This is a genomic window from Methylococcus sp. ANG (assembly GCF_040730495.1).
Classification (GTDB): Bacteria; Pseudomonadota; Gammaproteobacteria; order Methylococcales; family Methylococcaceae; genus Methylococcus.
In genome coordinates this window covers 2793848-2820475 of the sequence record NZ_CP160399.1, presented here as the reverse complement: position 1 = coordinate 2820475, position 26628 = coordinate 2793848, and the positions used below count along the sequence as shown (strand labels likewise).

Sequence of the window (26628 nt, the reverse complement as noted above, 5' to 3'; positions counted from 1 at the left end):
CGAATTCGGAGAAGAACAATGAAAATCCAACCCGCAATCTTGGCGCTCTCGATCGCCGCTCCCTTCTGCGCCGGCCGGGCGGACGATACCGACATCTATTTCGCCGGCGGCGGCTCGGTGGGCGGGAGGCCGCTGGTGATGTTCAGCGTGGATTACCGGCCGAACCTGGGCGCGCTCGTATGCCAAGGCAGCGACGGCCGATATGGCGAAAGCAGCGCCCAAAGCGGCGACGATGACAGAGATGACGACCACGAACACGGCGACGACTGCCGCTCGCTGAAAAGGACCGTCTCGCCCAGCTCGGGAACGACCTACCTCCCATCGAGCGGCGACGTCACTCATTTCGACCTGATCCGCGCCGCACTGCGCAAGGCCATGGACGACCTCAGCACCGAACTCGCCGGCGTCCGAGTGGGGCTCATGATCAACCACGCCGATTCCACCGGTGGCCAGTGCGGCGCCGGCCCCAGCGGCCAGTGCAGCAACGGCGCCTACGTGCTGAGAGGCTTCAGCACCGACAAGGCGGGTTTCCACGACGCCCTGGCCCGGATTCCCGTGCCCCAGGGCAGCCTGGCCCACGAGTTCCAGGGGAAGGAACTCTATTTCGAGCTGTTCCGCTACCTGACGGGCCAAGGCATCTTCAATGGCCACAAGGGCTGGCAGGACTACGGCGACAACAACAAGGACGACAACCTGGATATCGACAATCCGGGCACCGAGTTCGACGACAGCCTTCTGCAATGGGACGGCACGATCGAGAACGGCGCCAATTACGTGAGCCCCCTGGTGGACAACTGCTCCAAGGTGTTCATGATCAACTTCATGTTCCAGGTTTCCAACAAGGAGAACGACTCCGACAGCGCGATCAGGCAGAGCAAAGCCTCGGGCGGCATGAATGGCCTCAATCCAGGCAACAGCAACAGCGCCTTCGCCAACGTCATCCGCTGGATGCGGGACGCCGACCTGGCGGACGGCACCTACGGCAGCGCCGGCAACCTGGAAGACGTGCAGAACGTCACCTCGTATTTCTTCGTCGCTCCCACGCACATCAACACCACGACCAACGGCTACGCGACCGCCGGCGGAACCAACGCCGCGCTGCCGCTGAGCACCGATCCCACCCTGCTGATCGCGTCGCTCAAACAGGTCTTCAAGGAAGTGCTGAGCGTCAGCGCCACCTTCGTCTCGGCCGCCTCGCCGGTCAACGTGTTCAACCGCACGGAGTCGCTGAACCACGTGTTTTTCTCCATCTTCCAGCCCGAACAGGCCCCCCGCTGGAACGGCAACCTGAAACGGCTCAAGCTGGCGTCCGATCCCACGACGCACCGGCTCCAGGTCCTGGACGCATCCAGCCCGCCGATCGAAGTGATCTCCAGCGTCGACGGCAGGATCAAGCACGAAGCGCTCACCTATTGGACCGGCGCCTCCGGCTTCGATGTGCAGACCTATGCCGACACGGCCAAGGGCGAGGTGGTGGGGAAGGACGGCCGCAGCGTGGGCCGCGGCGGCGGCGGCCAGCGGATTCCCGGATTCCTGACGAACTCGCCCGGCGACAGCAACTCCACCAGCGGCGCCCGGAAGCTCTACACCGAACCCGACGGCCTGAGCAACGGCAGCGCGACGGCCTTGCTCCCACTGAACGCCGACTCGATCACCGCGGCCGCGGTATGGAGCACGCTCCGCCTGAACGGGGCGAAAAGCGGCGACACCTGGAGCGGTGCCGCGACCTTCAGCGCCGCCACCAGCGACGATCAGGCCACGGCCGTGAAGCTCCTCAAGTTCGCCCGCGGACAAGACGCCAACGACGAAGACGGCGACGGCAACGACACCGAGGCTCACCCCTGGGCGTCCCCGGCCAACCAGCCCAAGCGCATATGGCTGATGGCCGATCCGCTGCATTCGGCCGCCGTGCCGCTCAACTACGGCGCGCGCCCCGGCTATTCGCGGGACGTTCAGGACGTCCGGGTCCTGGTTTCCGGTAACGACGGCTTCCTGCACATGTTCCGCAATTCGGCAGCTTCCTGCCCCAACCCCAACCCCAGCCCCAGCGCATCCTGCACCGAATCGCCCAGCGGCGTGGAGGACTGGGCCTTCATCCCCCGCCGGCTGCTCGGCAATCTGAAGCCGCTGTCGGACAACGGCGCGGCGACCTCCCATGTTTACGGGCTCGACGGCACCGTGGCGGTCTACGTCAACGACATGGACCGCGACGGCACCGTGAACGGCTCCGACCAGGTCATCGCCTTCATCGGCATGCGCCGGGGCGGCAAGGGCTATTACGCCCTCGACATCACCGATCCCGACACCCCCAAGATGCTCTGGACGATCGAGAAGAACGACGCCAGTGGAAACTTCAACGAACTCGGCTACACCTTCTCGGATCCCACCATCGCCCAGCTCGACTGGGGCCAGGGGCGCAAACCCGTGCTCATCTTCGGCGGCGGCTACAGCACCAACAAGGACGAATCCAGCACGGCGAACGCCCGGAATGCGGCGACCGGCACCGACGATAGCCAGGGCAACGCGATCTACATCGTCGACGCGAAGACCGGGGAGCTGGTGTGGAAGGCGGTCAAAGGATCGGGCGCCGCGTCGGCGACGACGTTCCAGCATTCCGGACTGGCCGACAGCATCCCCTCCAAGGTCACCGCGGTCGATACCGACGACAACGGTTCGGTGGACCGCTTGTACGTCGGGGACACCGGCGGGGTGCTCTGGCGCGCCGACCTGGCCTACGTGAAACAGGACGGCACCGCGTCCTACAACGAGCCCGCGCACTGGACCGTCACCCCCGTGCTTTCGGTCGGCCGCCATGCCGGACAGCCGGACCGGCGCTTCTTCCACCGCCCGGACTTCGTGCCGGCGACCGCCGGCTCAACCCGCTTCGATGCCGTGCTGATCGGCTCCGGCGACCGCGAGCACCCCCTCGACACCAACGTCCAGAACCAGTTTTATATGTTCAAGGACACCCATGTCGCCAGCGGATCACCGCCGACGGGGTCGGCCAAGACCGTGACGGACCTCGACAACCTGACGAGTTCGACGACCGTCCGTACCGACAAGTCCGGCTGGTACATCGACATCGGCAGTTCGGCCAGCGGCGAAAAAGTGCTTTCCAGCCCGCTCACTTACAACGGTTCGGTCTATTTCGGCACCTATGCGCCGCAGGGCGGGAGCGTTTCCGGACAGTGCGGGCCCAACGAAGGCGAATCGCTGACCTACGTCGTCCGTCTCGCCGACGCGTCCGGCGTCTTCAACTTCAACACGGCGACGGCGGCCAAGGAGCGTTTCACTGCCACCGGCAGGGGATTGCCCAGCGACCCCGTTACCGTCGCCGTCAACGGTAAGCTCTACGTCACGGCCGGCAACCTGCCGGCGAATCCCGACCTGTCCCTACCGGTCGGCAATTCCGGCATCAACCGGCTCTACTGGTACGAAAAGGAGTGAACGGATATGGCTGAACCGAACGGAAAGGTAAGCGTTTCTCCCGCCCTCCGGGCGGCGGAACGGCGGGGATTCTCGCTGATCGAACTGATGATCACGGTGGCCATCATCGGCATCCTCGCCGCCGTCGCCTACCCGTCCTATCAGGAGCACATCGTCCGGACCCGCCGCGCAGACGGCAAAGCCGCGCTGCTGCGGGCCGCCGCACGCGAGGAGCAGTATTTCATGGACAACAAGACGTATACGAGCGATACCACTAGGCTCGGATTCCAAGACGCATCTACAATGGATGCATGCCGACGGGTTAGCGGCGTAACCTCCGGCGCGGCGTCAGATGAGTGCCACTATGTGATCTCCGTAACGAACGCCGACAGCAACACCTTCGCTCTACAAGCCACACCTAAAGGACAGCAGGCGAACGATACAGTCTGCGGCAATCTGACCCTGAACTCCCTGGGCGTGAAAGGGAAGTCCGGCTCGGGCTCCCTAGCCGACTGCTGGAACTGGTGAAAGCGGGAAGGGCGGTCAGCCCGCCGCCGCGGAGGCGGCAGGCCTCAGTCCCTGATCCGGGCCAGCGAATCGATCACCGCTTTGGCCTCCGCCGGACGCAGACCGGTCGCCTCCCTCAGCCGCTTGACCGCTCCGCCCGGATTCCCGTCCCGGATGAGCCTGCGGATTTCCGCCGCGGTGCCGGAGGGCAGCCGGACCATTTTGCCGTTCACGACCACGTCGATGGGCTGCGCATCGGAGGGAACGCGGGCCCCACCCGTGGTTTGCCCCGGAGCGGCCCGCCCCACTCCGCCGATACGGGCCGCCAGCCAGCCGAGAAAGAAGCCGAGGCCTATCCCCAGCAGCAGGAAGGCATATTCCTTGGGGAATCCGGACAGGTTCGCGGCGGCTTCGTTCATGGGCTTCTCATGCTGCTAAAGTTCGATGGGATTCTTGGGTTCAGCCGTTCACGCTGGCCTTGAGCGCCTGGAACTTCTTGATCATTTCCTTCTCCATCTGCTTGCGTCCGATGGAATGCTTCAAGGCCTCGCCCATGCCGCTGACCTGATCGGTCGACGAGCGCGCCGAGTACAAGACCAGGGCGCCGTCCTGGTAAGGCACGGTGCCGGCGAAAATCTGGCTGACATTGTAGGAATGGCCGACGTAGAAGGCGCGCTGCAACAGCACGGCGCCGTCGTTCCGCGCGTAAATCAACCGGTGGACCAGGATGGGGGTAGGCCGGCCCTGCACCGTCCGGTTGGCCCAGCCGAACGAATCGTCCACACCCGCCGGCATCTCCGCCGGATAGCGCAGCAGGGCCTTTTGCAGCTCGGGGAACTGATCGCCGAGAAGTTTGCTGGCCCGGGCGGCGTCGGTCAGCTCGGCGGCCGGATCGGCTTTTTCGCCGTCGCCCCGGTCGTAAGCGGCGATGCCGGCCAGCCCTTTGCTCCGGTAAGCCTGCATACGGGCGGCGAGCACCGTGCGGTATTGCTTGGAAACGGCTTCGGCGACCGCCTTGTCGTCATCCGTATTCAAGCCCGCCTTCAGCGCGGCGAAGCCGGCGATTTCCTCGGTCGACAAATTGAAGTCCGGGCCCGGCCGGACGTTCAGCAGGTCGCGTGCTTCGTCCGCCTGGGCCGGCGTATAGGCGAATTTGGCGAAAGCCTCGGCGCCGGCGCCGGGAGGCACGACTCCTCGAGCCGTCACATCGGGGTCGCGGGCGATTAATTCACGGCGCTCGATGACCTCGACGATCCGGGCGGGCGCCGTCTTGAGATACATGGCGATGCCGGTCGCCAGCGACTTGCTGCCCGTTTCGGATACCGAATAGGAGACGATTTCTCCGTTCTGCAGCCGCGCCACGTCAGCCGGCGCAATGCCCACCCGGCCGATCAGGTCCTCGGCAGTCACACCGGCACGGACCGGGGATGTGGCCAGCAGCAGAAGGCTCGCAAGTGATGCGTTCCGCAACGCGATCGAGACGGAGGATGGACGGACGAGGTTCATCGCTTTCACTCCCGGCACGAAAATTGTATCCTGCCCGGAACTCGCATCCCCGGGCCACGCGCTCCAGCTTACAGGGGTTTTTTCGCGCGGAAAATGCAGTAGCGCACCATGCCTTCGTTGAACACCTTCCACTGCGCCAGAGCCACCTTGTAATTGGCGGTCTGGGCCTTCTTGCGCAGCCCCAGCCAGTGCATGGCCCATTGCATGGGGGCGGTCCAGAGCGCCGTGAGATACATTCGGCGGGACGAAGGCAGGGTTTCCCTGGTGGCTTCGGTGATGTGGACCTCGCGGAAACCGCATTCCTCCATGCCGGACTGGAACTCCTCCACGGTGGACAGGTTGGGCACCGCCCAGCCGTTCAGGCAGTCCATCACCGCCCGCCATTCGGCTTCGTCGAACTCGCGCTTGGTGGCGTAGCCGTCGCAGGCGATCAGGGTGCCGCCCGGCTTGAGCACCCGATAGGCCTCGCGGAAGAAATCGCGCTTGTCGGTGGCGTAGCAACTGCTCTCGACGGCCCAGACCACGTCGAAGGATGCGTCCGGGAACGGCGTTTTGCAGAAATCCGCCGCCCGGAATTCGGTCTTGTCTGAGACGCCATGACGACGAGCATTGCGCGTGGCGTGCTCGACCTGCCGCTCGCTGACGGTGATGCCGGTGGCTTGGGCGCCGATGTGCTTGGCCAGCCAGATGGAGCTGCCGCCGATGCCGCAGCCGGCGTCCAGGACATGGTCGCCCGCCTCGATTCCGGCGATCGCGGCCATGATCCGGTTCTTGTTGAGGAGGGCCTGGCTGTGGGTCTTGATCCCCTCCTCCCAGTAGCCGTAGTGCAGCGCCAGGTTTTCATTGTCGAACCAGGCGGTGCGGTAGTCCCAGTAGCAGTCGTCGTAATGCTTGGCGGTGTCGATGCGGATTTCGTCTTCGGAAAACCCGGCGCCCTTGCGCAGGGAATCGTTGCGGTAATCTTTGTTGGGTTCGAGGTAATACATGGGGGATTCCGCGGGTGTTCGCTTAGCGCCTGGTGCGCGCAAAAGACGGAAGTTTACCCCGGATGGGAGCGTAGCGCTCCCGCCGTAGCCCGCCTCAGGGCGGGAAGACACCGAAAGGATTCAGCAGGGCGATGCCGCAGCCTTCGAAATCCCGGGTGTTTCGGGTCACCAGAGTGAGTGCGTGAATCTGGGCGGTAGCGGCGATGAGCATGTCGGCCTGCTCCCTCGAGATGCCGCGCCCGGCGAACTCGCCCCGCAATTCACCAGCACGCCGGGCGACCGTCTCGGTAACCGGCAAGACCGTCTGCCTCCGGAAATATTGTTCCATCCACATCCGCAGCCTCTCGCTGGGCCGGCGGGCGAGCCCGTAACAGATTTCCTCGACCGTGATGACGGAGAGGCTAAGCCGTTCGACGCGCGCGGCCCAAGCCAGCACGCACGGATCGGGCCTCGGGCGGCAAAGCTCACTGATGATGTCGGTGTCAACGAGGTAACTCACCCGTTTCCTCTTCCAGCATCTGGACTAAGGCATTCGCCCGTGTGGAGCGGACTGGCAGCGGAAGCCCCTCGTACCCCTCCTCCCCCAGCATCCGCCGAAACTCCTCGAACTGCTCGGCGAGCGTACGCTGCCGGACGCTCGACTGGCGCCATTGCTCGAACGCCGCGTACTCGTCCGCGCTGACCAGGGCCGCGACCGGCTGGTTGCGGTTATAGATCAACTGCGGCTCCTTGGCGGCTTGTTTCACGACTTCGGACAGATGCTGTTTGGCTTGAGCGATGTTCCAGGCCATAGCCGACCCTCATGTCTATGCTTAAAGCCTATTATGATCACAATTAATGTACCTGGTACAGCCACGCGGGGTAACCAGTACAATATCGCGCTTTTCCCCAGCTTTGCTCCCCGATCCGAACCGCATGAAAACTCCCCAAATCGGCTTCGTCAGCCTTGGCTGTCCCAAGGCGCTCGTGGACAGCGAGCGCATCCTCACCCAGTTGCGCGCCGAGGGCTACGGCGTCGTGCCGACCTACCGGGACGCCGAGCTGGTGGTGGTGAACACCTGCGGCTTCATCGACGCGGCGGTCGAGGAGTCGCTGGAGGCGATCGGCGAGGCGCTGGCGGAGAACGGCAAGGTGATCGTCACCGGCTGTCTCGGCGAGCGTCCGGAGGAAATCCAGGCGCGCCATCCTTCGGTCTTGAAGGTGACCGGCGCCCATGCTTATGAGGAAGTCATGAGCGCGGTGCACCAGCACCTTCCGCCGCCGCACGATCCCTTCATGGACCTGGTGCCGCCGCAGGGCGTCCGGCTGACCCCGCGCCATTACGCCTACCTCAAGATCTCGGAAGGATGCAACCACCGCTGCAGCTTCTGCATCATCCCCTCGCTGCGCGGCGATCTGGTCAGCCGCCCGATCGGCGAGGTGATGACCGAGGCCGAGCGCCTGGTGGCGGCGGGCGTGAAGGAAATCCTGGTGGTGTCGCAGGACACCAGCGCCTACGGGTTGGACCTGGGCTACCGCACCGGCTTCTGGGGCGGTCGGCCGCTGCGCTCACGCTTCCAGGAACTGGCGCGGGCGCTGGGCGATCTGGGCGTGTGGGTGCGGCTGCACTACGTCTATCCCTACCCCCATGTCGACGAGGTGATCCCGCTGATGGCGGAAGGACGGATCCTGCCCTACCTCGACATCCCGTTCCAGCACGCCAGTGCGCGGGTCCTGAAAGCGATGAAACGGCCGGCGGCGGCGGAAAACACCCTCGCCGCGATCCGCCGCTGGCGCGAAACCTGTCCGGAGCTCACGCTACGCAGCACCTTCATCGTCGGCTTTCCCGGCGAGACCGAGGACGAATTCCGCGAGCTGCTCGATTTCCTGGAGGAAGCCCGGCTCGATCGGGTCGGCTGTTTCGAATATTCGCCGGTGAAGGGCGCGGCGGCCAACGCCTTGCCCGATCCGGTGCCGGAGGAGGTCAAGGTCGAGCGCCACGCCCGCTTCATGGAAGCGCAGGAGCGCATCAGCGCGGCCCGGCTACAGGCGAGGGTCGGGCGGACCGAGACGGTGCTGGTGGACGAGGTGGTGGAGGAAGGCGCGGTCGCCCGCAGCCGGGCGGATGCCCCCGACATCGACGGCCAGGTGTTCATCGACGGCGCGACCCACCTCGAGGTCGGCGAGTTTGTGGAAGTGACCTTCGAAGAAGCGGACGAGCACGATTTGTGGGCCCGCTTGGAGGACTGAAACCTTGATCGCGACCCCGCTCCCCGGCGGGGCCGCGAGCCTTGCGAAATCAGTGGTGGTGACCGCCGGGACCGTGGACGTGGCCGTGTTCGAGCTCTTCGGAGGATGCATCGCGGATGTCGGCGACTTCGACGTCGAAATGCAGGGTCATGCCGGCCATGGGATGGTTGCCGTCCAGCACCACCTCGTCTTCCAGCACTTCCAGCACGGTCACGATCTGCATGCCTTCGTTGGATTCGGCATGGAACTGCATGCCGGGCAGGATTTCGTCGACGCCCTCGAAGGCATCCCGCGGCACCGCCTGGACCAGGTTCTCGTCGTGCAGGCCATAGGCCTCCTCGGGGGGGATGGTGACCTTGAAGCTGTCGCCGACGATCCGGCCGGTCAGCGCCTCTTCGAGACCGGAAATGATGTTGCCCAAGCCATGGATGTAGGCCAGCGGCTCGTCCGCGCTGGAGCTGTCGAGGACGTCTCCCTCGTCGTTGGTTAGGGTATAGTGGATGAGAACAACCTTGTGGGGGGAGATTTGCATGGGAGTACCTGCTGAGATTGGAACCGTCATCATAGTCTTTTTCCCCGGTTGCAGACAGGTTTTCGATGTCGCAGCAGACGATCATAGCAACCAACCGTCTTGGATCATTAAAGCGACTGCTCGCCATGATCGTTTCCCTCACCCCGCCCCTCTCCCAAAGGGTGAGCAAGGTTGCAGCGACTTTCACTTCAACGGCGGCCGGTTCCCCCTGTCCTCTGCCGCCTGACCGGGATCCGGCCCTTTTCGAGAAAACACCCGGTCCTTCCCGATGCCGTATTTCCGCATGGCGCCCCGTCGGACGAGCGTGGCCGTCCTGCTCTGTTGTCTCCTTTCCGCGGTTGTGCGCACCGGTGACGAAGCCGAGGCGGCTGCCGGAAACCCGGCCCAGGGAGCCGGGGTGGTGCTCGAACCGGCGCGGCAGCGGCTCGCCGGCATCGAAACCCGCGTCCTGGAGGCCATCGAATATCGGCCCGAGACGCGGTCGCTGGGCCGGATCGTGGACATCCAGCCGCTGCTCGACCTGCGCTCGCGCTACCGCGCCGCCCAGGCCGAGGCCAAGATCACCGACGCCGCCCTGCGGCTCGCCCGCAAGAACCGCGACCGGCTCGCCAGCCTGCACAGCGAGGCGATCGTCGCCACCCGCGAACTGATCCATGCGGAATCCCAGCTCGCCGCCGACGAAGCGCGGGCCGTGACGGCGCGCCAGCATGTCCGGGAATTGCAGGAGGAAGGCCTGCAGGTTTGGGGCGCCGAACTGTTCAAGGCCGCCGTGGCCGGGGACTCCCGTTTGTTCGACGACCTGCTGCAGCGGCGCCGGGTGCTGGTCCTGGTCACCCTGCACCACGATCAGGCTCTGCCCGCGGACGCTTCCCGCATCATGGTGACGCGGGCGGGCGACCGGCAGGCGGCGCAGCCCGCCGAGCTGGTCTCGGCGGCGCCGAGCACCGACGACATCGTGCAGGGGGAAACCTGGTTCTTCCACACCGACGCCCGCAAGCTGCGCACCGGCATGCGCATCGAGGCCTGGATTCCGGTATCGGGCGAAAAGCTGAGCGGCGTCGTCATTCCCCGCTCGGCGCGGATCTGGCACGAGGGCCGGACTTGGGTCTACCTGCGGGCCGGGGAAGACCGTTTCATCCGGCGGCCGGTGGACGCCCATCGCGACTACGGTGATGCCTGGTTCGTCGAAGCGGGCATCGAGCCGGGCGAGTCGCTGGTGGTCCAGGGAGCCCAGTTGCTGCTCTCGGAGGAACAGCGCCACGCGATCCCCGAAGAGGACGATTGATGCTGGGACCGCTGGTCCGCTTCGCCGTCCGCCGCAGCGGCGTCGTGGTCGCGCTCGCCGTGCTGCTGGCGGCCTATGGCCTGTACCGTGCGGCGACGGCGAACCTGGACATCTTCCCCGAATTCTCCGCCAAGCGGGTGGTGGTGCAGACCGAGGCCCAGGGCCTCACCACCCGCCAGGTCGAGACCCTCTTGACCCTGCCCATCGAGCGCAAGCTGGCCGGCATCGTCGGGCTCGAAGCCCTGCGCTCGGAGTCGATCCAGGGCCTGTCGGTGGTGACGGCGGTGTTCGGCGAGGAGACCGACATCTACCGCGACCGGCAGCTGGTGAGCGAGCGCCTGGCGCTGCTGGCCGGGCAGCTTCCGGAGGGTTCCGGCACGCCGGTGCTGGTGCCGCTGTCCTCCTCGTCGGCGACGGTGCTGACGCTCGGCCTGACCTCCGAAACCGTCAGCCCGATGGAGCTGCGGACGCTGGCGGACTGGGTAGTGACACCGCGCGTCCTCGCCGTGCCCGGCGTCGCCGACGTCAACGTCTTCGGCGGAGCGGTGCAGCAGTTGCAGGTGGAAGTCGACCCCGCGCGGCTCAAGCGCTTCGGTCTCGACCTCAACGCCGTGAGCCTGGCGGTGCGCCAGTCGTTCCGGACCCAGGGCGCCGGCGTCGTGGAGAACGAGAACCAGCGGCTGGCCCTGCAGGTCACCGGCCTGCCGCTCGGCCCGGAAAGCCTCGGCAACGTCATCCTCAACCGCTCGCCCGGCGCCGTGCTCAAGCTGCGGGACGTCGGGACGATCGCTTTCGGCCCCAGGCCGCCGATCGGCGCGGCCGCGGTCAATGGCGCCGCCGGGATCGTCATGATGGTGATCGGGCAATACGGCGCCAACACCCTCGAAGTGTCGCGCGGCGTGGAACGCGGCCTGGCGGAACTCGCCCCGCTGCTCGCCGAAAAAGGCGTGACGCTGCATCCCAGGCTGTTCCGCCCCGCCGACTATATCGAGCGGGCGCTGGACAGCCTCGCCGGCCACCTGCTGGCGGGCGGGCTGCTGGTGATGGCGGTGCTCTACGCCTTCCTGTACAACCTTCGCACCGCCCTGATCTCCGCGGTCGCGATCCCGCTTTCGCTGCTGGGCGCCTTCGTGGTGCTCCAGGCCTTCGGCGTCAGCCTGAACCTCATGGTGTTGGGGGGACTGGCCATCGCCCTGGGCGAAGTCGTCGACGACGCCATCATCGACACCGAGAACATCTTCCGGCGGCTGCGGGAAAACCGCGCCGCCGCATCTCCCCGCCCGGCGCTCGAAGTCGTTTACGGGGCCTCCATGGAAGTCCGCGGTTCGGTGGTCTACGCCAGTTTCATCGTGGCCCTGGTGTTCGTGCCGCTGCTGGGACTGGGCGGGGTCGCCGGCCGTCTGTTCGCGCCGCTCGGCTACGCCTACATCGTCGCCATCCTGATCTCGCTCGCGACAGCGCTGACGGTCACGCCCGCGCTTTGCATCGCGCTGCTGGCGGGTTCGCAGGACACGACGCAGACGCCGCCGCTGATCCGTTGGCTGCAGCCCCTTTATGGGCGATGGCTACGGCGGACCGCGAAGCGGCCGGGAAGGCTCGCGGCCGGTGGGCTTGCGGTCTGCATCCTGGCGGTTGCCCTGGCGCCCGGATTGGGCGGGGACTTCCTGCCGCGCCTGCGCGAGGGGCATTACATCGTGCACACGGCCAGCCTCCCCGGCACCTCGCTGCAGGAGTCGCTGCGCATCGGCGGCCTGATCGTGCGCGACATCCTGCAGATCCCCGGCGTCGAATCGGCCTCGCAATGGGCGGGGCGGGCCGAGCGCGGCGCCGATACCTACGGCAGCCATTACAGCGAATACGAAGTGCGCCTCCGCCCAATGTCCGGCAGCGAACAGCAGGCCGTGCTGGAGCGGCTGCGCGGACTGCTGGAACGCTTTCCCGGGATACGCGCCGAGGTGAACACCTTCCTGACCGAGCGGGTCAACGAGACCATCTCGGGCTACACCTCACCGGTCGCGGTCAATCTGTACGGCGACGATCTGGACCTGCTGGACCGGAAAGCGCGCGAACTCGCCGCCGAAATCGGGAAGATGGCGGGAGCCGCGGACGTGCAGTTGCGCTCGCCGGCCGGTTCGCCGCTGGCGGAAATCCGGCTGCGCCCCGATCAGCTCCAGATCTGGGGGCTGCGTCCGGGAGACGTCATGGATGCCGTCGACACCGCTTTCGCCGGCCGGACCGTCGGCCGCTTCGCGCTCGGCCAACGCATCTTCGACGCCGTCGTCATCCTCCGGCCGGACCTGCGGCAATCCCTCGACAGCCTGCGCGAACTGCCGCTCAAAGGCCAGGACGGCATTCTCGTGCCCCTCGGCGAGGTGGCCGAAGTCTCGGAAACCGGGGAGCGCTATAACATCCTGCACCGTGGCGGCCGCCGCATCCAGACCGTGACCGCCGGCGTCGAGGGGCGCGATTTGGCCTCGTTCCTGGAAGAATTGCGGACCCGGCTGGCCGCGGTACTGGGACGCCCGGCCGAGATCTATGCCGAGATCGCCGGCGCCGCGGTGGAACAGGGCATCGCCCGGCGCGAACTGATCGCCCGCGCCTGCCTGGCCGGCGGCGGTGTGCTGGTGTTGGCCTATCTCGCGATAGGCAGCTTCCGGCACACCATCATCGCCCTGGCCAACCTGCCGTTCTCACTGGCCGGCGGCGTGCTGGCGGCCGCATTTTCCGGAGCCAGCCTTTCGGTGGGCGCACTCGTCGGTTTCGTGACGCTGTTCGGCATCACCATCCGCAACTCCATCATGCTGCTTTCGCATTACCGCCATCTGGTGGAGCGGGAAGGGCAGGACTGGAACCTCGACACCGCGGTGCGGGGCGCCCAGGAACGCCTGCCCTCGATTCTGATGACGGCGCTGGTGACCGCTCTGGCGATGCTGCCCATCGCCATCGGCAGCGACAATCCGGGGCGGGAGATCATGGGGCCGATGGCAGCCATCATCATCGGCGGCCTCCTCTCTTCCACCTGCCTCAATCTTGCGCTGCTGCCGGCGATGCTGCTGCGCTGGGGGCGGTTTTTTCGAAAACCAGTAGAATGTCGCCCGTGAGACCGAACCGTCCTCCTCTGCCTCAAAAATCGACCGCTCGATGATCAAAAAAATCCTGGCGGCGCTGATCGTCCTGGCCGCCGTCTTCGCTTTTTCGTGGCACATGGGAGTGCGCCAGCGCCTGGCGAACGAGGCGAAGCTCGCCCAGGCGCGGACGCCGATACCGGCGCCGGCCGCCAGTCCGGCGCCCACCCCCATACCGCTCGCCGCGCCGGAGGAGCAAGCGGCGCCCGAGCCCTCGGCCGAACCCCAGCCGCCGGTAGATCTGCTGAAAAAACCCGCGAAAATTCACACGAGCGGACAGAAAAAGGTTTGTAAGAAGGTATTCGGTCTCGAGACTTGCGCCGATACCGAATGGAACGTCGAGGTGGTGACCGACGGCCAGCCGTCCTTCACCCGCAACGGGGACCTCTTCCATGTCTCCATCCCCGTCCGGTTCACCGGCGAAGCGGCGGCCTCCAGCGAGGACTTCGAGAGCCTGAAGGTCGACAGCCGGAAATTCACCGGAGCGGTCGATGCCTGGGCCGAGGTGGGCATCGATCCCGCCGACGGCTGCACGATCAACGCGGTGTCCACCGGCATCGAATGGCGGGAAGAGCCGGAAATCGAGCTCGTGGGCGGCCTGCGGGTGAAGGTGGGCGATCTCGTGAAAAGCCATTTCGAGAAAGCCCTGCAGGAGGCGGTCGACTCGCTGAAACTCCAGGCGACCTGCGAAATGGTGAGGCAACAGATCGAACGGCTGCGCCAGGCGGGCGGAAACTGACGCCTGCTCAGAACTTGAGCGGCGCTTCCCCTTCCCGCTCCCACAGCACGTCGCAGCCGTGCTTCAGCGAATCCTTGAACAGGCCGATCAACGGGAAGGCCCGTACGCGCAGGGACAGCTTTACTTTCTTTTCCTTTTCCTCTTCCTCGTCTTCGGTCGACGCGGAAACCGGAGCCGCTTCGGCCGCCAGGGCCTGTTCGAGCTTCTCGAGCGCCGCCGGAATATCCCTGACCAGCAAGGCGCCCGGCACCGTGCCGGAGTTCCCCATCATCCTGAGCAATTGGAGTGCGACGTCGCCGAACATCGTCACCCGTCCGACTTTGCTTTCGAAGGTCACGAGCATGAAGAGGCCCGCCTTCAGCCGGTCAGCCCTTCGGCCTTCATCGCGGCCTGAACCGCCGGCCGCGCCTGGTTCCGCTCAAGGTAGGCGAGGATGCGCGGCCAGTTCGAGAGATCGATTTTGAGGTATTCGCACCAGCCCAGCACGGTGAAGAGATAAGCGTCGGCGACGCCGTAGCGGTCCCCCATCAGCCAGGGACCACCCGCCGCCAATTGGTCTTCCACGTAGTCCAGCCTCCGCGACAGCAGGGCGAGTGCGATCTTCTTGCTGGCCTCGGGAGATTCCGGATTCCAGAACGGCCCGAAGGTCTTGTGGATCTCGGTGGAGATGAAGGCCAGCCATTCCAAGAGCCGGTAGCGCTCGAACGTCCCCGCCGGCGGCATCAGCCCGGCCTCGGGCTTCAGGTCCGCGAGGTATTGCAGGATGACCTGGTCCTCGGTCAGCACCTGGCCGTCGTCCAACTGCAATGCCGGTACGTAGCCCTTGGGGTTGACCTGGAGGAAGTCGGCGCCGCCTCCGGTTTTCTTGGTGCCGAGATCGACATTCTCCAGCTCGAAATCCAGGCCCGCTTCGCGCAGCACGATGTGGGGCGCCAGGGAACAGGCGCCGGGGAAATAGTAGAGTTTCATGGGTGCATCCTCTTTACGGTGGTGATTATTGAAGGGGCTGCCGTCAGACGCGCCCGGCCATGCTGACGGGCATGCGCTTCGCGCCCCAGTCGCCCGGCTCGGCCTCGAACACGCCGGCACAGGGCGTGCCGCACCGGCTGCAGCGGCCTTCCGGCGTGAGGTTCCATTCCGACAGCTCGTACCAGTCCCGGCCGATCAGCATCTGTCCGCAATGGTGGCAATAGGTGCTGTCACCCTCCTTGTGGTGGATGTTGCCGACGTAGGCATAGCGCACGCCGTTCTTCATGGCGATTCGCCGCGCCTCGAGCAGGGTGGCGGGCGGGGTGGCGCTCTTGTTCAGCATCTTCCAGTCGGGATGGAAGGCGGAGAAATGCAGCGGCACATCCGGCCCCAGCTTCTCCACCACCCATTGCGTCAAGGCTTCCAGCTCCTGTTCGGAATCGTTTTCGTCCGGGATCAGCAGGGTGGTGATCTCCAGCCAGACGTCCGTTTCATGCCGGATGTACTCCAGCGTCTCCAGCACCGGCTGCAGATGGCCGCCGCAGATCTTGTGGTAGAAGTCTTCGGTGAAAGCCTTCAGATCGATGTTGGCGGCATCCATGTAGCGGTAGAACTCGGCGCGCGGCTCGGCGCACTGGTAGCCGGCGGAGACGGCGACCGATTTGACGCCGAGCTCGCGGCAGGCGCGCGCGGTGTCGATCGTGTATTCGTGGAAGATGACCGGGTCGTTGTAGGTGTAGGCGACGCTGCGGCAGCCGAGCGTCTTGGCGGTCTTGGCGATCGCCTCCGGGCTGGCGCGGTCCAGCAGCGAATCCATTTCGCGCGATTTGCTGATGTCCCAGTTCTGGCAGAACTTGCAGGCCAGGTTGCAGCCGGCGGTACCGAAGGAGAACACCGGCGTCCCCGGCAGGAAATGGTTCAGCGGCTTCTTCTCGATGGGGTCGACGCAGAACCCGCTCGAGCGTCCGTAGGACAGCAGCACCACCTTGCCGCCGACGTTGCCCCGCACGAAGCACAGGCCGCGCTGTCCCTCGTGCAGCTTGCAGAAGCGGGGACAGACATCACACTGGACGCGGCCGTCTTCCAGAACGTGCCAGAAACGGGTGGGAAAGGCTTCCGCGGCATCGATGTTGGTGTCCATGGCGCACCTCCGGAACGACGGGAAGTTGACAGATGAGGCTACAGTATGAATTCTGTATCCGCCAGGCAAGTGTTTCTTCTTCGCAAAGCAGGAGGGCGCCATGCGATCCGTTCGAGCCCCCGCCGTCGCCGGCCTGTTCTATCCCGCGGACCGTCGCCAGCTCCACACCATGCTGCAGGGCTTCATCGGCGAAGCGAAAACCGCCGGCACACCGCCCAAGGCCCTGATCGCTCCCCATGCCGGCTACGTCTATTCCGGCCCCATCGCCGCCAGCGCCTATGCCCTGCTGAAGCCTTTGCGGCGCCGCATCCGCCGCGTCGTGCTGCTGGGACCGTCGCACCGCGTCGCCTTCCGGGGACTCGCGTTGAGCAGCGCGCAAAGCTTTTCGACGCCCTTGGGCGAAATCCCGCTCGACCTCGAAGCCCAGGCGGCCCTGGCCGCGCTGCCTTTCGTACACGTCCTGGACCAGGCCCATGTGCTGGAGCACAGCCTCGAAGTCCACCTGCCTTTCCTGCAGGAGGTGCTCGAAGATTTCAGGCTGGTGCCGATCGTGGTCGGCGATGCGGTTCCGGCCCAGGTCGCCGAGGCGATCGACCTGTTGTGGGGCGGGGACGAAACCCTCATCGTCGTCAGCTCGGACCTGAGCCATTATCACGACTACGCCACGGCCAGGCGGATGGACCGGGCGACCTCCGACGCCATCGAATCGCTGCACCCGGAAGACATCGGCTTCGACGACGCCTGCGGAAGACTGCCGGTGGCCGGCCTCCTCATCGCCGCGCGCCGCCGCGGTTTCACCGCTAAGACCGTCGATCTGCGCAATTCCGGCGACACCGCCGGTTCCAAGGACAGCGTCGTAGGATACGGAGCCTATGTCATCGAATCAGGACACTTGCCCGCTTGAACCCGCGCACCGGCGATACCTGCTCGACCTTGCCCTCGCCTCGATCCGGCATGGCCTGACGATCGGCAAGCCCCTCCCGGTCGACCCGGCGAACCTGCCCCCACCGCTCTCGGAGCCGCGCGCGACTTTCGTCACCCTGAAGAAAGGCGGCGAACTGCGCGGCTGCATCGGCTGCCTGGAAGCGGTGAAGCCGCTGGCCATCGACGTGGCCGACAACGCCTTTTCCGCCGCTTTCCGCGACCCGCGCTTTCCGCCCGTCACGGCGGAGGAAATGGACTCTCTGGACATCCACATCGCCCTACTAACACCGCCGGAGCCCATGAGTTTCGTTTCCGAGCGCGACCTGATCGGACAACTGAGGCCCGGCATCGACGGCCTGATTCTTCAGGAAGGCCCCCTGCGCGGCACCTTCCTGCCTTCCGTGTGGGAAGCCTTGCCGCGGCCGGGGGAGTTCTTCCGCCAGCTCAAGCTCAAGGCGGGGCTGCCCGAGGATTACTGGTCCGATACCTTGAAGATTTTCCGGTACGGCACCGAAACGATCGAATGACATGGATTCGGGAACGCAATCCAGGGCTGGTGTGGATCGACTGGTCGATCAAGCAGACGTTTCGGGCCGAAAACTCAGTCAAGCACGGCGGGAAGAAAAGCAGCCCGGAGTCACCCTAACGATCATGGCGACCAGCCGCCCTGTATGCGGGCTCTGACTCCTGACCCGCTTCGCCCCGAAGGCCAAGTCTCTCCGCTTAAGCCGCTTTGCTTTCCGAACATCCCGTCCCCAACCACGTTATGCGCCCGAACGTCGCTTTCTCAGTCACCTCAGCGCGTCCGGCTGCTGATGACAAGGCGGACAGAGTTTGTCTATCATGAATTCAAGTTGTATAGAAGCGAAATACTTCGCGATCGTTTGAGGTTCGTCCGTCGTGTAACGAAAGTGCAACAAGCAGGCGCCTGACCTGCGAGGGAGGCTTGGTCGTGTCTTGTCCGATTCCGCATCGGGATTCAAGGGCACCAGCGATTGGTGGCGTTCGCCCGATCGCTGATGTGCGGCGATCTTGGGCGCCCAGCGCGACGTCCCTCGCGGCTCGACTCGGGCCCCTCGAATTCAGCCGTGGGAGAGGCGCCAAGTGAAGGCCGCCGACCCACAGCGTTCACCTGGCACTAGCGACCAGGCATCGCCGCTCAGCGCTGACGCGCACACGCCAACGATTCAATTACCCAAGGGCGGTGGTGCCATCCGCGGCATCGGCGAGAAGTTCGCCGCCAACCCGGTTACCGGCACTGGCTCGATGTCGGTGCCCATCGCCACCAGCCCAGGCCGTTCAGGCTTCGGCCCTCAACTCTCCCTGACTTACGACTCCGGCGCCGGCAACGGCCCGTTCGGCTTCGGCTGGAGTCTTTCGCTGCCGTCGATCACGCGCAAGACAGACAAAGGCCTGCCGCAGTATCTCGACGCGGTCGATTCCGACGTCTTTATCCTCTCCGGCGCGGAAGACTTGGTGCCGGTCTATCGCCAAGACCCCGACGGAACTTGGATCGCTGGCCATCCAGGTTTCCAGCGAGACGCGGACGGGTTCTGGGTGCGCGACCCTGCCGGTCAGCTGATCATTTACGAAGACAACATTGACGGTTACCGCGTGCGGCGCTACCGGCCACGCATCGAAGGGCTCATCGCCCGCATCGAGCGCTGGACGAAGATTGCCACCGGCGAGACCCACTGGCGGTCAATCACACGAGACAACGTCACGACTGTGTACGGGAAAGACAACAACTCCCGCATCTTCGACCCCGCCGACCCGTCCCCGGCCAATCCGACGCGCATCTTCAGCTGGCTGATCTGCGAGAGCTATGACGACAAGGGCAACGCCATCGTCTACGAGTATGCGAAAGAAAACGCGGACAAGGTCGATCTGAGCCAGGCCAACGAGCGCAATCGAGTGCGTACCGCCAACCGCTACCTAAAGCGCATCAAGTACGGCAATCGCGTCTCGCGTCTCGTCCAGCCGGATCTGAACACCGCCGCGTGGATGTTCGAAGTGATCTTCGACTACGACGAGGCCCATTACGAGGAGGTCGATCTCGACCCTGCCCGACCGGAGGCGGAGCAGCATCGGTTCGTCAGGGTCTCCCCGCTGGCAGAGGGCTCCTGGGCCGTCCGCCCTGACCCGTTTTCCTCCCACCGCGTCGGCTTTGAGGTGCGCACCTATCGCCGCTGCCGTCGTGTCCTGATGTTCCATCACATCCCTGACTTGCCCACGGGCGAGAAGGGGTACGAGGGTCTGGTGCGGTCCACCGAGTTCGACTATGCCGACCTCGATTACACGCAGCCCGTCACGATCGAGGACGAGCTCGCCCATCAGGGCAGCACCCGGTTCGCCTCGTTCATTCGACGCATCACGCAGTCGGGCTATGTTCGCGACGACACGCAGCCCATGGTGATCGGGAACGGCGTCTCCTATGCCACCTACCTCAAGAAGTCGCTGCCGCCGCTCGAGTTCGAGTACAGCAAGGCGGCCATTCAGGATCAGGTTCAGGAAGTCGACGCTGCGAGTCTCGAGAACCTGCCTGCCGGCCTCGACGGGTCCACGTACCAATGGGTGGACCTGCATGGCGAGGGTATCACCGGGATCCTCACGGAGCAGGCCGGCGCCTGGTTCTACAAGCGCAACATCAGTCCAATCAGCGAGCGGCCGGTCGAGTTCGCCCCGTTGCAACGCGTTGCCATCAAGCCAAACCTAAGCGTGGCCGGTGGGCAGGCACAGTTCATGGACCTCGCCGGCGATGGCCAGCCCGATCTAGTAGTGCTGGATGACCCCACGCCGGGCCTCTACGAACATGACGGCAAGGAAGGCTGGCAGCCCTTCCGCCCTTTCACCGCGCGCCTGAACCGCGATACTCGCGATCCCAACCTGAAGTTCATCGACCTCGACGGTGACGGCCATGCCGACGTCCTGATCACCGAGCAGGACGTCTTCACCTGGCATCCTTCTCTCGCTGAGGAAGGCTTCGGCCCTGCCCAGCGGGTTCGCCAGGTGCTTGACGAAGAGAGCGGACCGCGTCTCGTCTTCGCCGACGGCACGCAGTCCATCTACCTCGCCGACATGTGCGGCGACGGGCTCACCGACCTCGTGCGCATCCGCAACGGCGAGGTCTGTTACTGGCCGAACCTGGGCTACGGCCGCTTTGGCGCCAAGGTCACCATGGACAACGCGCCCTGGTTCGACAATCCAGACCAGTTCGACCAGAGGCGCGTCCGCCTGGCTGACATCGACGGCTCGGGCACCAACGACGTCATTTACCTGCGCGGCGACGGCGCGCGGATCTACTTCAATCAATCGGGAAACCGGCTGACCGAGGCGCGGCGTCTGGATCACTTCCCGCACATCGACAACGTCTCCTCGGTGATGACGGCCGATCTTCTTGGCAATGGCACGGCCTGCCTGGTCTGGTCGTCCCCGCTGCCTGCCGACGCGCGCCGGCCTTTGCGTTACATCGACCTGATGGGCGGGATCAAGCCGCACCTGCTGGTCAGGTCGGTCAACAACCTCGGCGCCGAGACGGAGGTGCACTACGCACCCTCGACCTACTTCTATCTTAAGGACAAGCGCGACGATCGGCCGTGGGTAACGCGATTGCCCTTCCCGGTGCACGTCGTCGAGCGGGTCACCACGCACGATCGCATCAGCGGCAACCGGTTCGTCACCCGCTACGCCTACCACCACGGCTACTTCGACGGCACCGAGCGCGAGTTCCGCGGCTTCGGGATGGTCGAGCAGTGGGATACCGAGGAGTTTGCCGTGCTGGCCGGCGGGCAAGCGCTTGCCGCCACGAACATCGACGCATCCTCCCACGTGCCGCCGGTCCTCACCCGGACCTGGTTCCACACCGGCGCGTACCTGGGGCGCGACCACGTCTCCGACTTCTTCGCCGGCCTGCTCGACGCAAGCGACGTCGGCGAGTACTACCGCGAGCCGGGTTTGAGCGATGTTCAGGCGCGTGCACTCCTGCTCAATGACACCGTCCTGCCCGAGGGCCTGACGGCCGAGGAGGAGCGCGAGGCGTGCCGCGCCCTCAAGGGGTCCATGCTGCGCCAGGAGGTCTACGCCCAGGACGGCACGGCCGAAGCGGAGCATCCTTATACCGTCACCGAGCAGAACTTCACCGTTCGTGTGCTGCAACCGCGGGGCAGCAACCGCCACGGCGTGTTCTTCACCCATGCCCGGGAGTCGATCAGCTACCACTACGAGCGCAATCCCGCCGACCCGCGCATCGGTCACGCGCTGACGCTGGAGGTGGACGAGTACGGCAATGTCCTCAAGTCCGCCGCCATCGGCTACGGGAGACGGCAGCCGGACCCGAACTTGGCTCCTGCGGACCAGGCCAAGCAGGCGCAGATTCTGATCACTTGGACCGAGAACCGCGTCACTAACGCAGTCGATACAGCCGACGATCACCGCACGCCGCTGCCGTGCGAGTCGCGCACCTACGAGCTGACGGGTTTGACGCTTCCGCCGGGGCGCAGCCGTTTCACTTTTGATGAAGTTCTGGAGGCTGGGGCGACGGCGATCGCTCGCACATACGAGTACAAAGTGAACCCAGCGTTCGCGGTCGTGGAGAAGCGCCTGATCGAGCACGTGCGCACCTACTACCGCCGCAACAACCTCAGCGGATCGTTGCCGCTTGGCGAACTGCAATCGCTCGCGTTGCCCTTCGAGAGCTACAAGCTCGCCTTCACGCCGGGCCTGGTCGCGGAGGTCTACGGCGGACGCGCCACCGTCGCGATGCTTGCGAACGAAGGCCGCTACGTCCACACCGAAGGCGACGCCAACTGGTGGATCCCCTCCGGGCAGATCTTCTACTCCCCCGATCCGGCACACACGGCGGCGCAGGAAGTCTTGTACGCCCGCCAGCACTTTTTCCTGCCGCACCGCTACCGCGACCCGTTCCACACCAACGCGGTTAGCACAGAGAGCTTCGTCACCTACGACACGCACGACCTCCTGGTCGAGGAGACGCGCGACGCGCTGGACAACCGAGTCACCGTCGGCGAACGCAATGCTGACCCGACGCAGCCGCTCGTACGCCGTGCGCAAGACTACCGCGTGCTACAGCCGGCGCTGGTCATGGACCCCAACCGCAACCGCTCGGCGGTGGCATTCGATGCCCTCGGCATGGTCGTCGGCACCGCGGTCATGGGGAAGCCCGCACCCGCCGCCGTCGAAGGCGATTCGCTGAACGGATTCGCCGCCGACCTCACTCAGGCCGAGATCGACCAATTCCTGGCCAATCCCAAGGGGCCGATGGCGGCCATGCTGCTCGCCGACGCCGCAACGCGTGTCGTCTATGACCTGGCCGCCTACTGGCGCGAGCCCGATCCGGCCATGAAGCCGCCCGCGGTCGCCGCGACGCTCGCCCGCGAGACCCATGTGAGCGACCTCCCGGCGGGTCAGCAGACCAAGATTCAGGTGAGCCTCTCCTATTCCGATGGCTTCGGCCGCGAGATCCAGAAGAAGATCCAGACCGAGCCGGGACCGGCGCCCCAGCGCGATGCCAATGGCAAGATCATCGTCGGCGCGGACGGCCAACCCGTGATGACGGCGAACGACGTCAGCCCGCGCTGGGTTGGCAGCGGCTGGACGGTCTTCAACAACAAAGGCAAGCCCGTTCGCCAGTACGAGCCGTTCTTCACCGACACACACCGCTTCGAGTTCGATGTCAAGATCGGCGTCAGCCCGGTGCTCTTCTACGACCCGGTCGAACGGGTGGTCGCCACCCTGCATCCCAACCACACTTGGGAGAAGGTGGTCTTCGACCCGTGGCGGCAGGAGACCTGGGACGTCAACGACACGATCCTGATCGCCGACCCGAAGACCGATGCAGATGTGGGCGACTTCTTCAGCCGCCTCTCCAACGCCGACTACCTGCCCACGTGGCACGCGCTGCGGACCGATGCGGCCCACGCCACAGCGTTCGCGGCACGCTATCCCGATATAACCGATCGCACCAACGAGACGCGGGCCGCCGAGAAAACGCGCGTCCATGCCGCGACGCCCACGGTCGCGCACGCCGACTCGCTCGGTCGCACCTTCCTCACGGTCGCCCACAACAAGGCCAAGTACAGCGACACGCCCGCGGCCGATCCGCCCGTCGAGGAGTTCCACGCGACGCGGATCGTCCTCGACATCGAGGGCAACCAGCGCGAGGTCATCGACGCCAAGGACCGCGTTGTCATGCGCTACGACTACGACATGCTCGGTAACCGCGTCCATCAGGCCAGCATGGAGGCGGGCGAGCGCTGGATGCTCAACGACGTGGCCGGCAAGCCGCTCTACGCCTGGGACAGCCGTGACCACCGCTTCCGCACCGCCTATGACCGGCTACGGCGGCCGACGGATTCGTTCCTGAGCGAAGGTGGGGGTGTGGAGATGGTCGTCGGGCGCAGCATCTACGGCGAGGGCCGCCCCAACCCGGAGGACAACAACCTGCGTGGCAAGGTGGTTGAACTCAACGACCAGGCAGGCATCGTCACGAGCGACCGCTATGACTTCAAAGGCAATCTGTTGGAAAGCCGCCGCCGTCTGGCGCAGGAGTACAAGACCACGTTGGATTGGTTCGGCGCCGTGCCGCTGGAGCCCGAGACCTACACCAGCCGCACCCGCTACGACGCCCTAAACCGCCCGATCCAGTTGATCGCCCCGCACAGCGATCAGCCGGGCGCGATGGTCAACGTCATTCAGCCGGGTTACAACGACGCCAACCTGCTGGAGCAGGTGGATGCATGGCTCAACCAGGGTGCCGAGCCTGGCAATCTCCTCGATCCCGCCACCGCGAACTTGCACGCGGTGACGGACATCGACTATGACGCCAAGGGCCAGCGCCTGCTGATCGACTACGGCAACGGCGCCAGAACCACTCACACCTACGACCCGCTGACGTTCCGCCTGACTCATCTGCTCACGCGCCGCAACGCAGCCGGTTTTCCTGGCGACTGCCCGCAGCCGCCCCCGGCCGGCTGGCCCGGCTGCCAGGTACAGAACCTGCACTACGCCTACGATCCCGCGGGCAACATCACCCACATACGCGACGACGCGCAACAAACCGTCTACTTCAAGAACACGCGCGTAGAGCCGAGCGCCGAATACAGCTACGACGCCATCTACCGATTGATCGAGGCCACAGGCCGCGAGCATTTGGGGCAAGTCGGTGGGGCGCCGATCCCGCACTCGTACAACGATGCCTCGCGCGTGGGCCTTCTCCATCCCGGCGACGGCAACGCCATGGGACGTTACCTGGAGCGTTACGTCTACGACGCCGTCGGCAACTTCCTCTCAATGCAGCATCGAGGCAGCGATCCCGTTCACCCCGGCTGGACGCGGACGTACGCCTATAACGAGACCAGCCTGCTCGAACCCGGCAAGCGGAGCAACCGGCTGACAAGCACCACAATCGGGGCAACGACCGAGACCTACAGCACAGTCGGCGACGGCTACGACGCCCATGGCAGCATGCTGCGCATGCCGCAGCTTCAGGTCATGCAGTGGGACTTCAAGGACCAACTGCAGATGACCCAACGTCAGGCCGTGAATGCCGCGGACGCGGACGGCGTCGCCCGAGACGGCGAGCGCACCTGGTACGTGTACGACTCGACCGGACAGCGCGTGCGCAAGGTGACCGAGTCGCCCAACAACGGTGGCCTGAAGGACGAGCGCATTTACCTGGGCGGCTTCGAGATCTATCGCAAGAACGGGGCGAACCCACTCGTCCGCGAGACGCTGCACATTATGGATGATAAGCAGCGCATCGCCTTGGTAGAGACACGTACGCAAGGCAACGACCCCGCGCCGCAACAACTCATCCGCTACCAGTATGGCAACCACCTCGGTTCGGCCAGCCTCGAGTTGGACGATCAGGCGCAGATCGTTGCATACGAGGAGTACACCCCTTACGGCAGCACGTCGTACCAGGCGGTTCGCAGTCAGACCGAGACGCCGAAGCGGTACCGTTATACGGGCAAGGAGCGGGACGAGGAGAGCAGCTTTTACTACCACGGAGCCCGCTACTACGCTTCATGGTTGGGGCGATGGACAAGTTGCGATCCTGCGAGCATAGGGGGCGAGGAAGGGGCGCGAGTAGACCAGCCATACGTCTATGTCCAAAACAGACCGCTCATTGCGAGCGATCCGGATGGGCGAGTGATCTGGTTCATAGTCATCGCAGCGGTTGTCATCACCACCGCCACTGCGGTCAGTCCAGCGAATGCTCCTACCAGCCCAACCTCCCCCACATACGACCGTGTCTCCGACGCCGAGTTCGCTGCGCACACAGCCGTGACCGCAGCGAGCATGGCCGTTGGCGGCGGAACCTACACGGCTCTGACCACCCGGGCGACGGTGAGACCCGTGCTCGCAAGAGGAGCGGCGGGGCTCGTTGCAGGTGGAACAGGGGCGCCCGCAAGTCTAGCCGTCTCCGACATCGCGCGAGGTCAGGCAAGCTCGCCGGCGGAATATGGGGATCGGTTTTTGACGGGTGCTGCCTTCGGCGCCGGTGTGAGCATGGCATTGCCACCGGTGGCTCGAGCTTTGCGTGGCAGGACGACTCCACGCGGTCGCGGCGGGAGCGGCCGATCGCGGCCCGCTGAACGATCTCGGCCCGCCGCGCGATCACGGTCGGAAACCAGGCCGCCGGATCCTCGGGAAATTGCGGAAGCCCGTGTGCAGGCCCGGCTCGCTGGGGAGGAGGCATCCCGGTCGGGCTCGGGAGGCGTGCGGATCAATAGATTCGGTGACGCAGACTCACTTCACGCGCGCATTGAGGTCGGGGACTCGCAGGTGACCTATCGCGTCACTGGGATCAGCGCCTACGATGAAGCCGCAGGCCGAATGGCCGCGCCGGGCCAGTCCGCGGCCAGGGCTGCGCATCGCGAGATGCTCCGCCAAGCCGCCAGGATTGCCCAAGCTCGTGGCCAGCCCGAGTTCACCATGATTGGCGAGCAGGCCAACCCAAACTTCCAGGCGCACGCCGCGCGGTTGGCAAGAACCGTAGGGGACCCCAGTTCGATACGCGTTAGCGGATCCGGGGCGGGCCATCCGAACGTCCGAGTACGGCTGCGAGTCGATGCCGTCCTAGATGGAAGCTCCCAGTGAGAGCGGTTTCAGCGCCTCACGCCTGCATGTGTCTCTACGGCAGGGGACAGCGCACGAATATGCACTTGGCTCGACGCGTTTCATCACTTGACCGGACGCTACACGCTTGATTTGCGGGTGGCAGGTTACGGTACGTCTT

The 26628-nt window shown here is 65.3% G+C and carries 18 protein-coding genes; 9 read left to right on the top strand and 9 right to left on the bottom strand.

Translation table 11 applies throughout. The features are described 5' to 3' along the window. Positions 1 to 18: 18 nt before the first annotated feature. Positions 19 to 3447 (top strand): pilus assembly protein, encoded by a 3429-nt coding sequence (locus ABZN20_RS13605; protein ID WP_367025585.1) that lies wholly within the window; start codon positions 19 to 21, stop codon positions 3445 to 3447. A gap of 6 nt (positions 3448 to 3453) precedes the next feature. Next, positions 3454 to 3954 (top strand): type IV pilin protein, encoded by a 501-nt coding sequence (locus tag ABZN20_RS13600; RefSeq protein ID WP_367025584.1) that lies wholly within the window; start codon positions 3454 to 3456, stop codon positions 3952 to 3954. Between the two features lie 44 nt (positions 3955 to 3998). Here the strand turns inward: ABZN20_RS13600 and ABZN20_RS13595 are convergent, their stop codons facing one another. From ABZN20_RS13595 to ABZN20_RS13575, 5 genes are all read right to left on the bottom strand, one after another. Further along, on the bottom strand, positions 3999 to 4352 hold the full coding sequence (locus ABZN20_RS13595) for a hypothetical protein (RefSeq protein WP_367025583.1): 354 nt from the start codon (positions 4350 to 4352) through the stop codon (positions 3999 to 4001). A gap of 40 nt (positions 4353 to 4392) precedes the next feature. Then, positions 4393 to 5457: a hypothetical protein gene (locus ABZN20_RS13590; RefSeq protein WP_367025582.1), complete on the bottom strand. Its 1065-nt coding sequence runs from the start codon at positions 5455 to 5457 to the stop codon at positions 4393 to 4395. A 50-nt stretch (positions 5458 to 5507) separates the two neighbouring features. Next, on the bottom strand, positions 5508 to 6425 hold the full coding sequence (locus ABZN20_RS13585; RefSeq protein WP_367025581.1) for a methyltransferase domain-containing protein: 918 nt from the start codon (positions 6423 to 6425) through the stop codon (positions 5508 to 5510). Positions 6426 to 6519: 94 nt separating this feature from the next. Next, positions 6520 to 6924 carry a type II toxin-antitoxin system VapC family toxin gene (locus ABZN20_RS13580; protein ID WP_367025580.1) on the bottom strand — a complete coding sequence of 135 codons (405 nt, stop codon included), beginning with the start codon at positions 6922 to 6924 and terminating at the stop codon, positions 6520 to 6522. Further along, a complete protein-coding gene (locus tag ABZN20_RS13575; protein ID WP_218808245.1) occupies positions 6908 to 7216 on the bottom strand; it encodes a type II toxin-antitoxin system Phd/YefM family antitoxin in 309 nt (102 codons plus the stop codon). The genes ABZN20_RS13580 and ABZN20_RS13575 overlap by 17 nt, the downstream gene beginning before the upstream one ends. A gap of 124 nt (positions 7217 to 7340) precedes the next feature. On the opposite strand from ABZN20_RS13575, the gene rimO reads away from it, so the two are divergent. Beyond that, complete coding sequence (rimO, locus tag ABZN20_RS13570) at positions 7341 to 8654, top strand: 30S ribosomal protein S12 methylthiotransferase RimO (protein ID WP_367025579.1); 1314 nt, start codon at positions 7341 to 7343, stop codon at positions 8652 to 8654. 49 nt (positions 8655 to 8703) lie between these two features. Here the strand turns inward: rimO and ABZN20_RS13565 are convergent, their stop codons facing one another. Beyond that, positions 8704 to 9186 carry an FKBP-type peptidyl-prolyl cis-trans isomerase gene (locus ABZN20_RS13565; protein ID WP_367025578.1) on the bottom strand — a complete coding sequence of 161 codons (483 nt, stop codon included), beginning with the start codon at positions 9184 to 9186 and terminating at the stop codon, positions 8704 to 8706. Positions 9187 to 9469: 283 nt separating this feature from the next. On the opposite strand from ABZN20_RS13565, the gene ABZN20_RS13560 reads away from it, so the two are divergent. Genes ABZN20_RS13560 through ABZN20_RS13550 form a run of 3 tightly spaced genes read left to right on the top strand, consistent with a single transcriptional unit; the run spans position 9470 to position 14335 of the window. Continuing rightward, positions 9470 to 10471, top strand: a complete 1002-nt coding sequence (locus ABZN20_RS13560) for a hypothetical protein (protein ID WP_367025577.1) — start codon at positions 9470 to 9472, stop codon at positions 10469 to 10471. Next, positions 10471 to 13572 (top strand): efflux RND transporter permease subunit, encoded by a 3102-nt coding sequence (locus ABZN20_RS13555; protein ID WP_367025576.1) that lies wholly within the window; start codon positions 10471 to 10473, stop codon positions 13570 to 13572. The genes ABZN20_RS13560 and ABZN20_RS13555 overlap by 1 nt, the downstream gene beginning before the upstream one ends. Positions 13573 to 13612: 40 nt before the next feature. Next, a complete protein-coding gene (locus tag ABZN20_RS13550; RefSeq protein ID WP_218808250.1) occupies positions 13613 to 14335 on the top strand; it encodes a DUF4403 family protein in 723 nt (240 codons plus the stop codon). A gap of 7 nt (positions 14336 to 14342) precedes the next feature. Here the strand turns inward: ABZN20_RS13550 and ABZN20_RS13545 are convergent, their stop codons facing one another. Genes ABZN20_RS13545 through amrS form a run of 3 tightly spaced genes read right to left on the bottom strand, consistent with a single transcriptional unit; the run spans position 14343 to position 16445 of the window. Then, entirely contained in the window at positions 14343 to 14678 is a 336-nt protein-coding gene (locus ABZN20_RS13545) for a DUF1840 domain-containing protein (protein WP_367025575.1), read from the bottom strand. Between the two features lie 14 nt (positions 14679 to 14692). Then, on the bottom strand, positions 14693 to 15304 hold the full coding sequence (gene gstA / locus ABZN20_RS13540; protein WP_218808252.1) for a glutathione transferase GstA: 612 nt from the start codon (positions 15302 to 15304) through the stop codon (positions 14693 to 14695). 43 nt (positions 15305 to 15347) lie between these two features. Beyond that, positions 15348 to 16445, bottom strand: coding sequence for an AmmeMemoRadiSam system radical SAM enzyme (gene amrS / locus ABZN20_RS13535; protein WP_218808253.1), 1098 nt, complete (start codon positions 16443 to 16445; stop codon positions 15348 to 15350). Between the two features lie 100 nt (positions 16446 to 16545). Here amrS and amrB point away from each other — a divergent pair, with 100 nt between their 5' ends. The 3 genes from amrB to ABZN20_RS13520 all read left to right on the top strand — a co-directional run bounded on the left by amrB (position 16546) and on the right by ABZN20_RS13520 (position 26489). Further along, a complete protein-coding gene (gene amrB, locus ABZN20_RS13530; RefSeq protein WP_218808254.1) occupies positions 16546 to 17349 on the top strand; it encodes an AmmeMemoRadiSam system protein B in 804 nt (267 codons plus the stop codon). Further along, the gene (gene amrA / locus ABZN20_RS13525; RefSeq protein WP_367025574.1) at positions 17318 to 17896 is read left to right on the top strand and encodes an AmmeMemoRadiSam system protein A; all 579 of its coding nucleotides are present in this window, start codon (positions 17318 to 17320) and stop codon (positions 17894 to 17896) included. Before amrB ends, amrA begins: the two co-directional genes overlap by 32 nt. Before the next feature lie 577 nt (positions 17897 to 18473). Next, positions 18474 to 26489, top strand: a complete 8016-nt coding sequence (locus tag ABZN20_RS13520; protein ID WP_367025573.1) for a SpvB/TcaC N-terminal domain-containing protein — start codon at positions 18474 to 18476, stop codon at positions 26487 to 26489. Positions 26490 to 26628: the final 139 nt, after the last annotated feature.

What these genes read in the sequence shown, in the direction of transcription:
- gstA (WP_218808252.1), bottom strand. Translation starts at nt 15,304, where the DNA reads ATGAAACTCTACTATTTCCCCGGCGCCTGTTCCCTGGCGCCCCACATC.
- ABZN20_RS13565 (WP_367025578.1), bottom strand. Translation starts at nt 9,186, where the DNA reads ATGCAAATCTCCCCCCACAAGGTTGTTCTCATCCACTATACCCTAACC.
- amrB (WP_218808254.1), top strand. Translation starts at nt 16,546, where the DNA reads ATGCGATCCGTTCGAGCCCCCGCCGTCGCCGGCCTGTTCTATCCCGCG.
- ABZN20_RS13595 (WP_367025583.1), bottom strand. Translation starts at nt 4,352, where the DNA reads ATGAACGAAGCCGCCGCGAACCTGTCCGGATTCCCCAAGGAATATGCC.
- ABZN20_RS13555 (WP_367025576.1), top strand. Translation starts at nt 10,471, where the DNA reads ATGCTGGGACCGCTGGTCCGCTTCGCCGTCCGCCGCAGCGGCGTCGTG.
- rimO (WP_367025579.1), top strand. Translation starts at nt 7,341, where the DNA reads ATGAAAACTCCCCAAATCGGCTTCGTCAGCCTTGGCTGTCCCAAGGCG.
- ABZN20_RS13600 (WP_367025584.1), top strand. Translation starts at nt 3,454, where the DNA reads ATGGCTGAACCGAACGGAAAGGTAAGCGTTTCTCCCGCCCTCCGGGCG.
- ABZN20_RS13585 (WP_367025581.1), bottom strand. Translation starts at nt 6,425, where the DNA reads ATGTATTACCTCGAACCCAACAAAGATTACCGCAACGATTCCCTGCGC.
- ABZN20_RS13575 (WP_218808245.1), bottom strand. Translation starts at nt 7,216, where the DNA reads ATGGCCTGGAACATCGCTCAAGCCAAACAGCATCTGTCCGAAGTCGTG.
- ABZN20_RS13550 (WP_218808250.1), top strand. Translation starts at nt 13,613, where the DNA reads ATGATCAAAAAAATCCTGGCGGCGCTGATCGTCCTGGCCGCCGTCTTC.
- ABZN20_RS13560 (WP_367025577.1), top strand. Translation starts at nt 9,470, where the DNA reads ATGGCGCCCCGTCGGACGAGCGTGGCCGTCCTGCTCTGTTGTCTCCTT.
- ABZN20_RS13545 (WP_367025575.1), bottom strand. Translation starts at nt 14,678, where the DNA reads ATGCTCGTGACCTTCGAAAGCAAAGTCGGACGGGTGACGATGTTCGGC.
- amrS (WP_218808253.1), bottom strand. Translation starts at nt 16,445, where the DNA reads ATGGACACCAACATCGATGCCGCGGAAGCCTTTCCCACCCGTTTCTGG.
- ABZN20_RS13605 (WP_367025585.1), top strand. Translation starts at nt 19, where the DNA reads ATGAAAATCCAACCCGCAATCTTGGCGCTCTCGATCGCCGCTCCCTTC.
- amrA (WP_367025574.1), top strand. Translation starts at nt 17,318, where the DNA reads ATGTCATCGAATCAGGACACTTGCCCGCTTGAACCCGCGCACCGGCGA.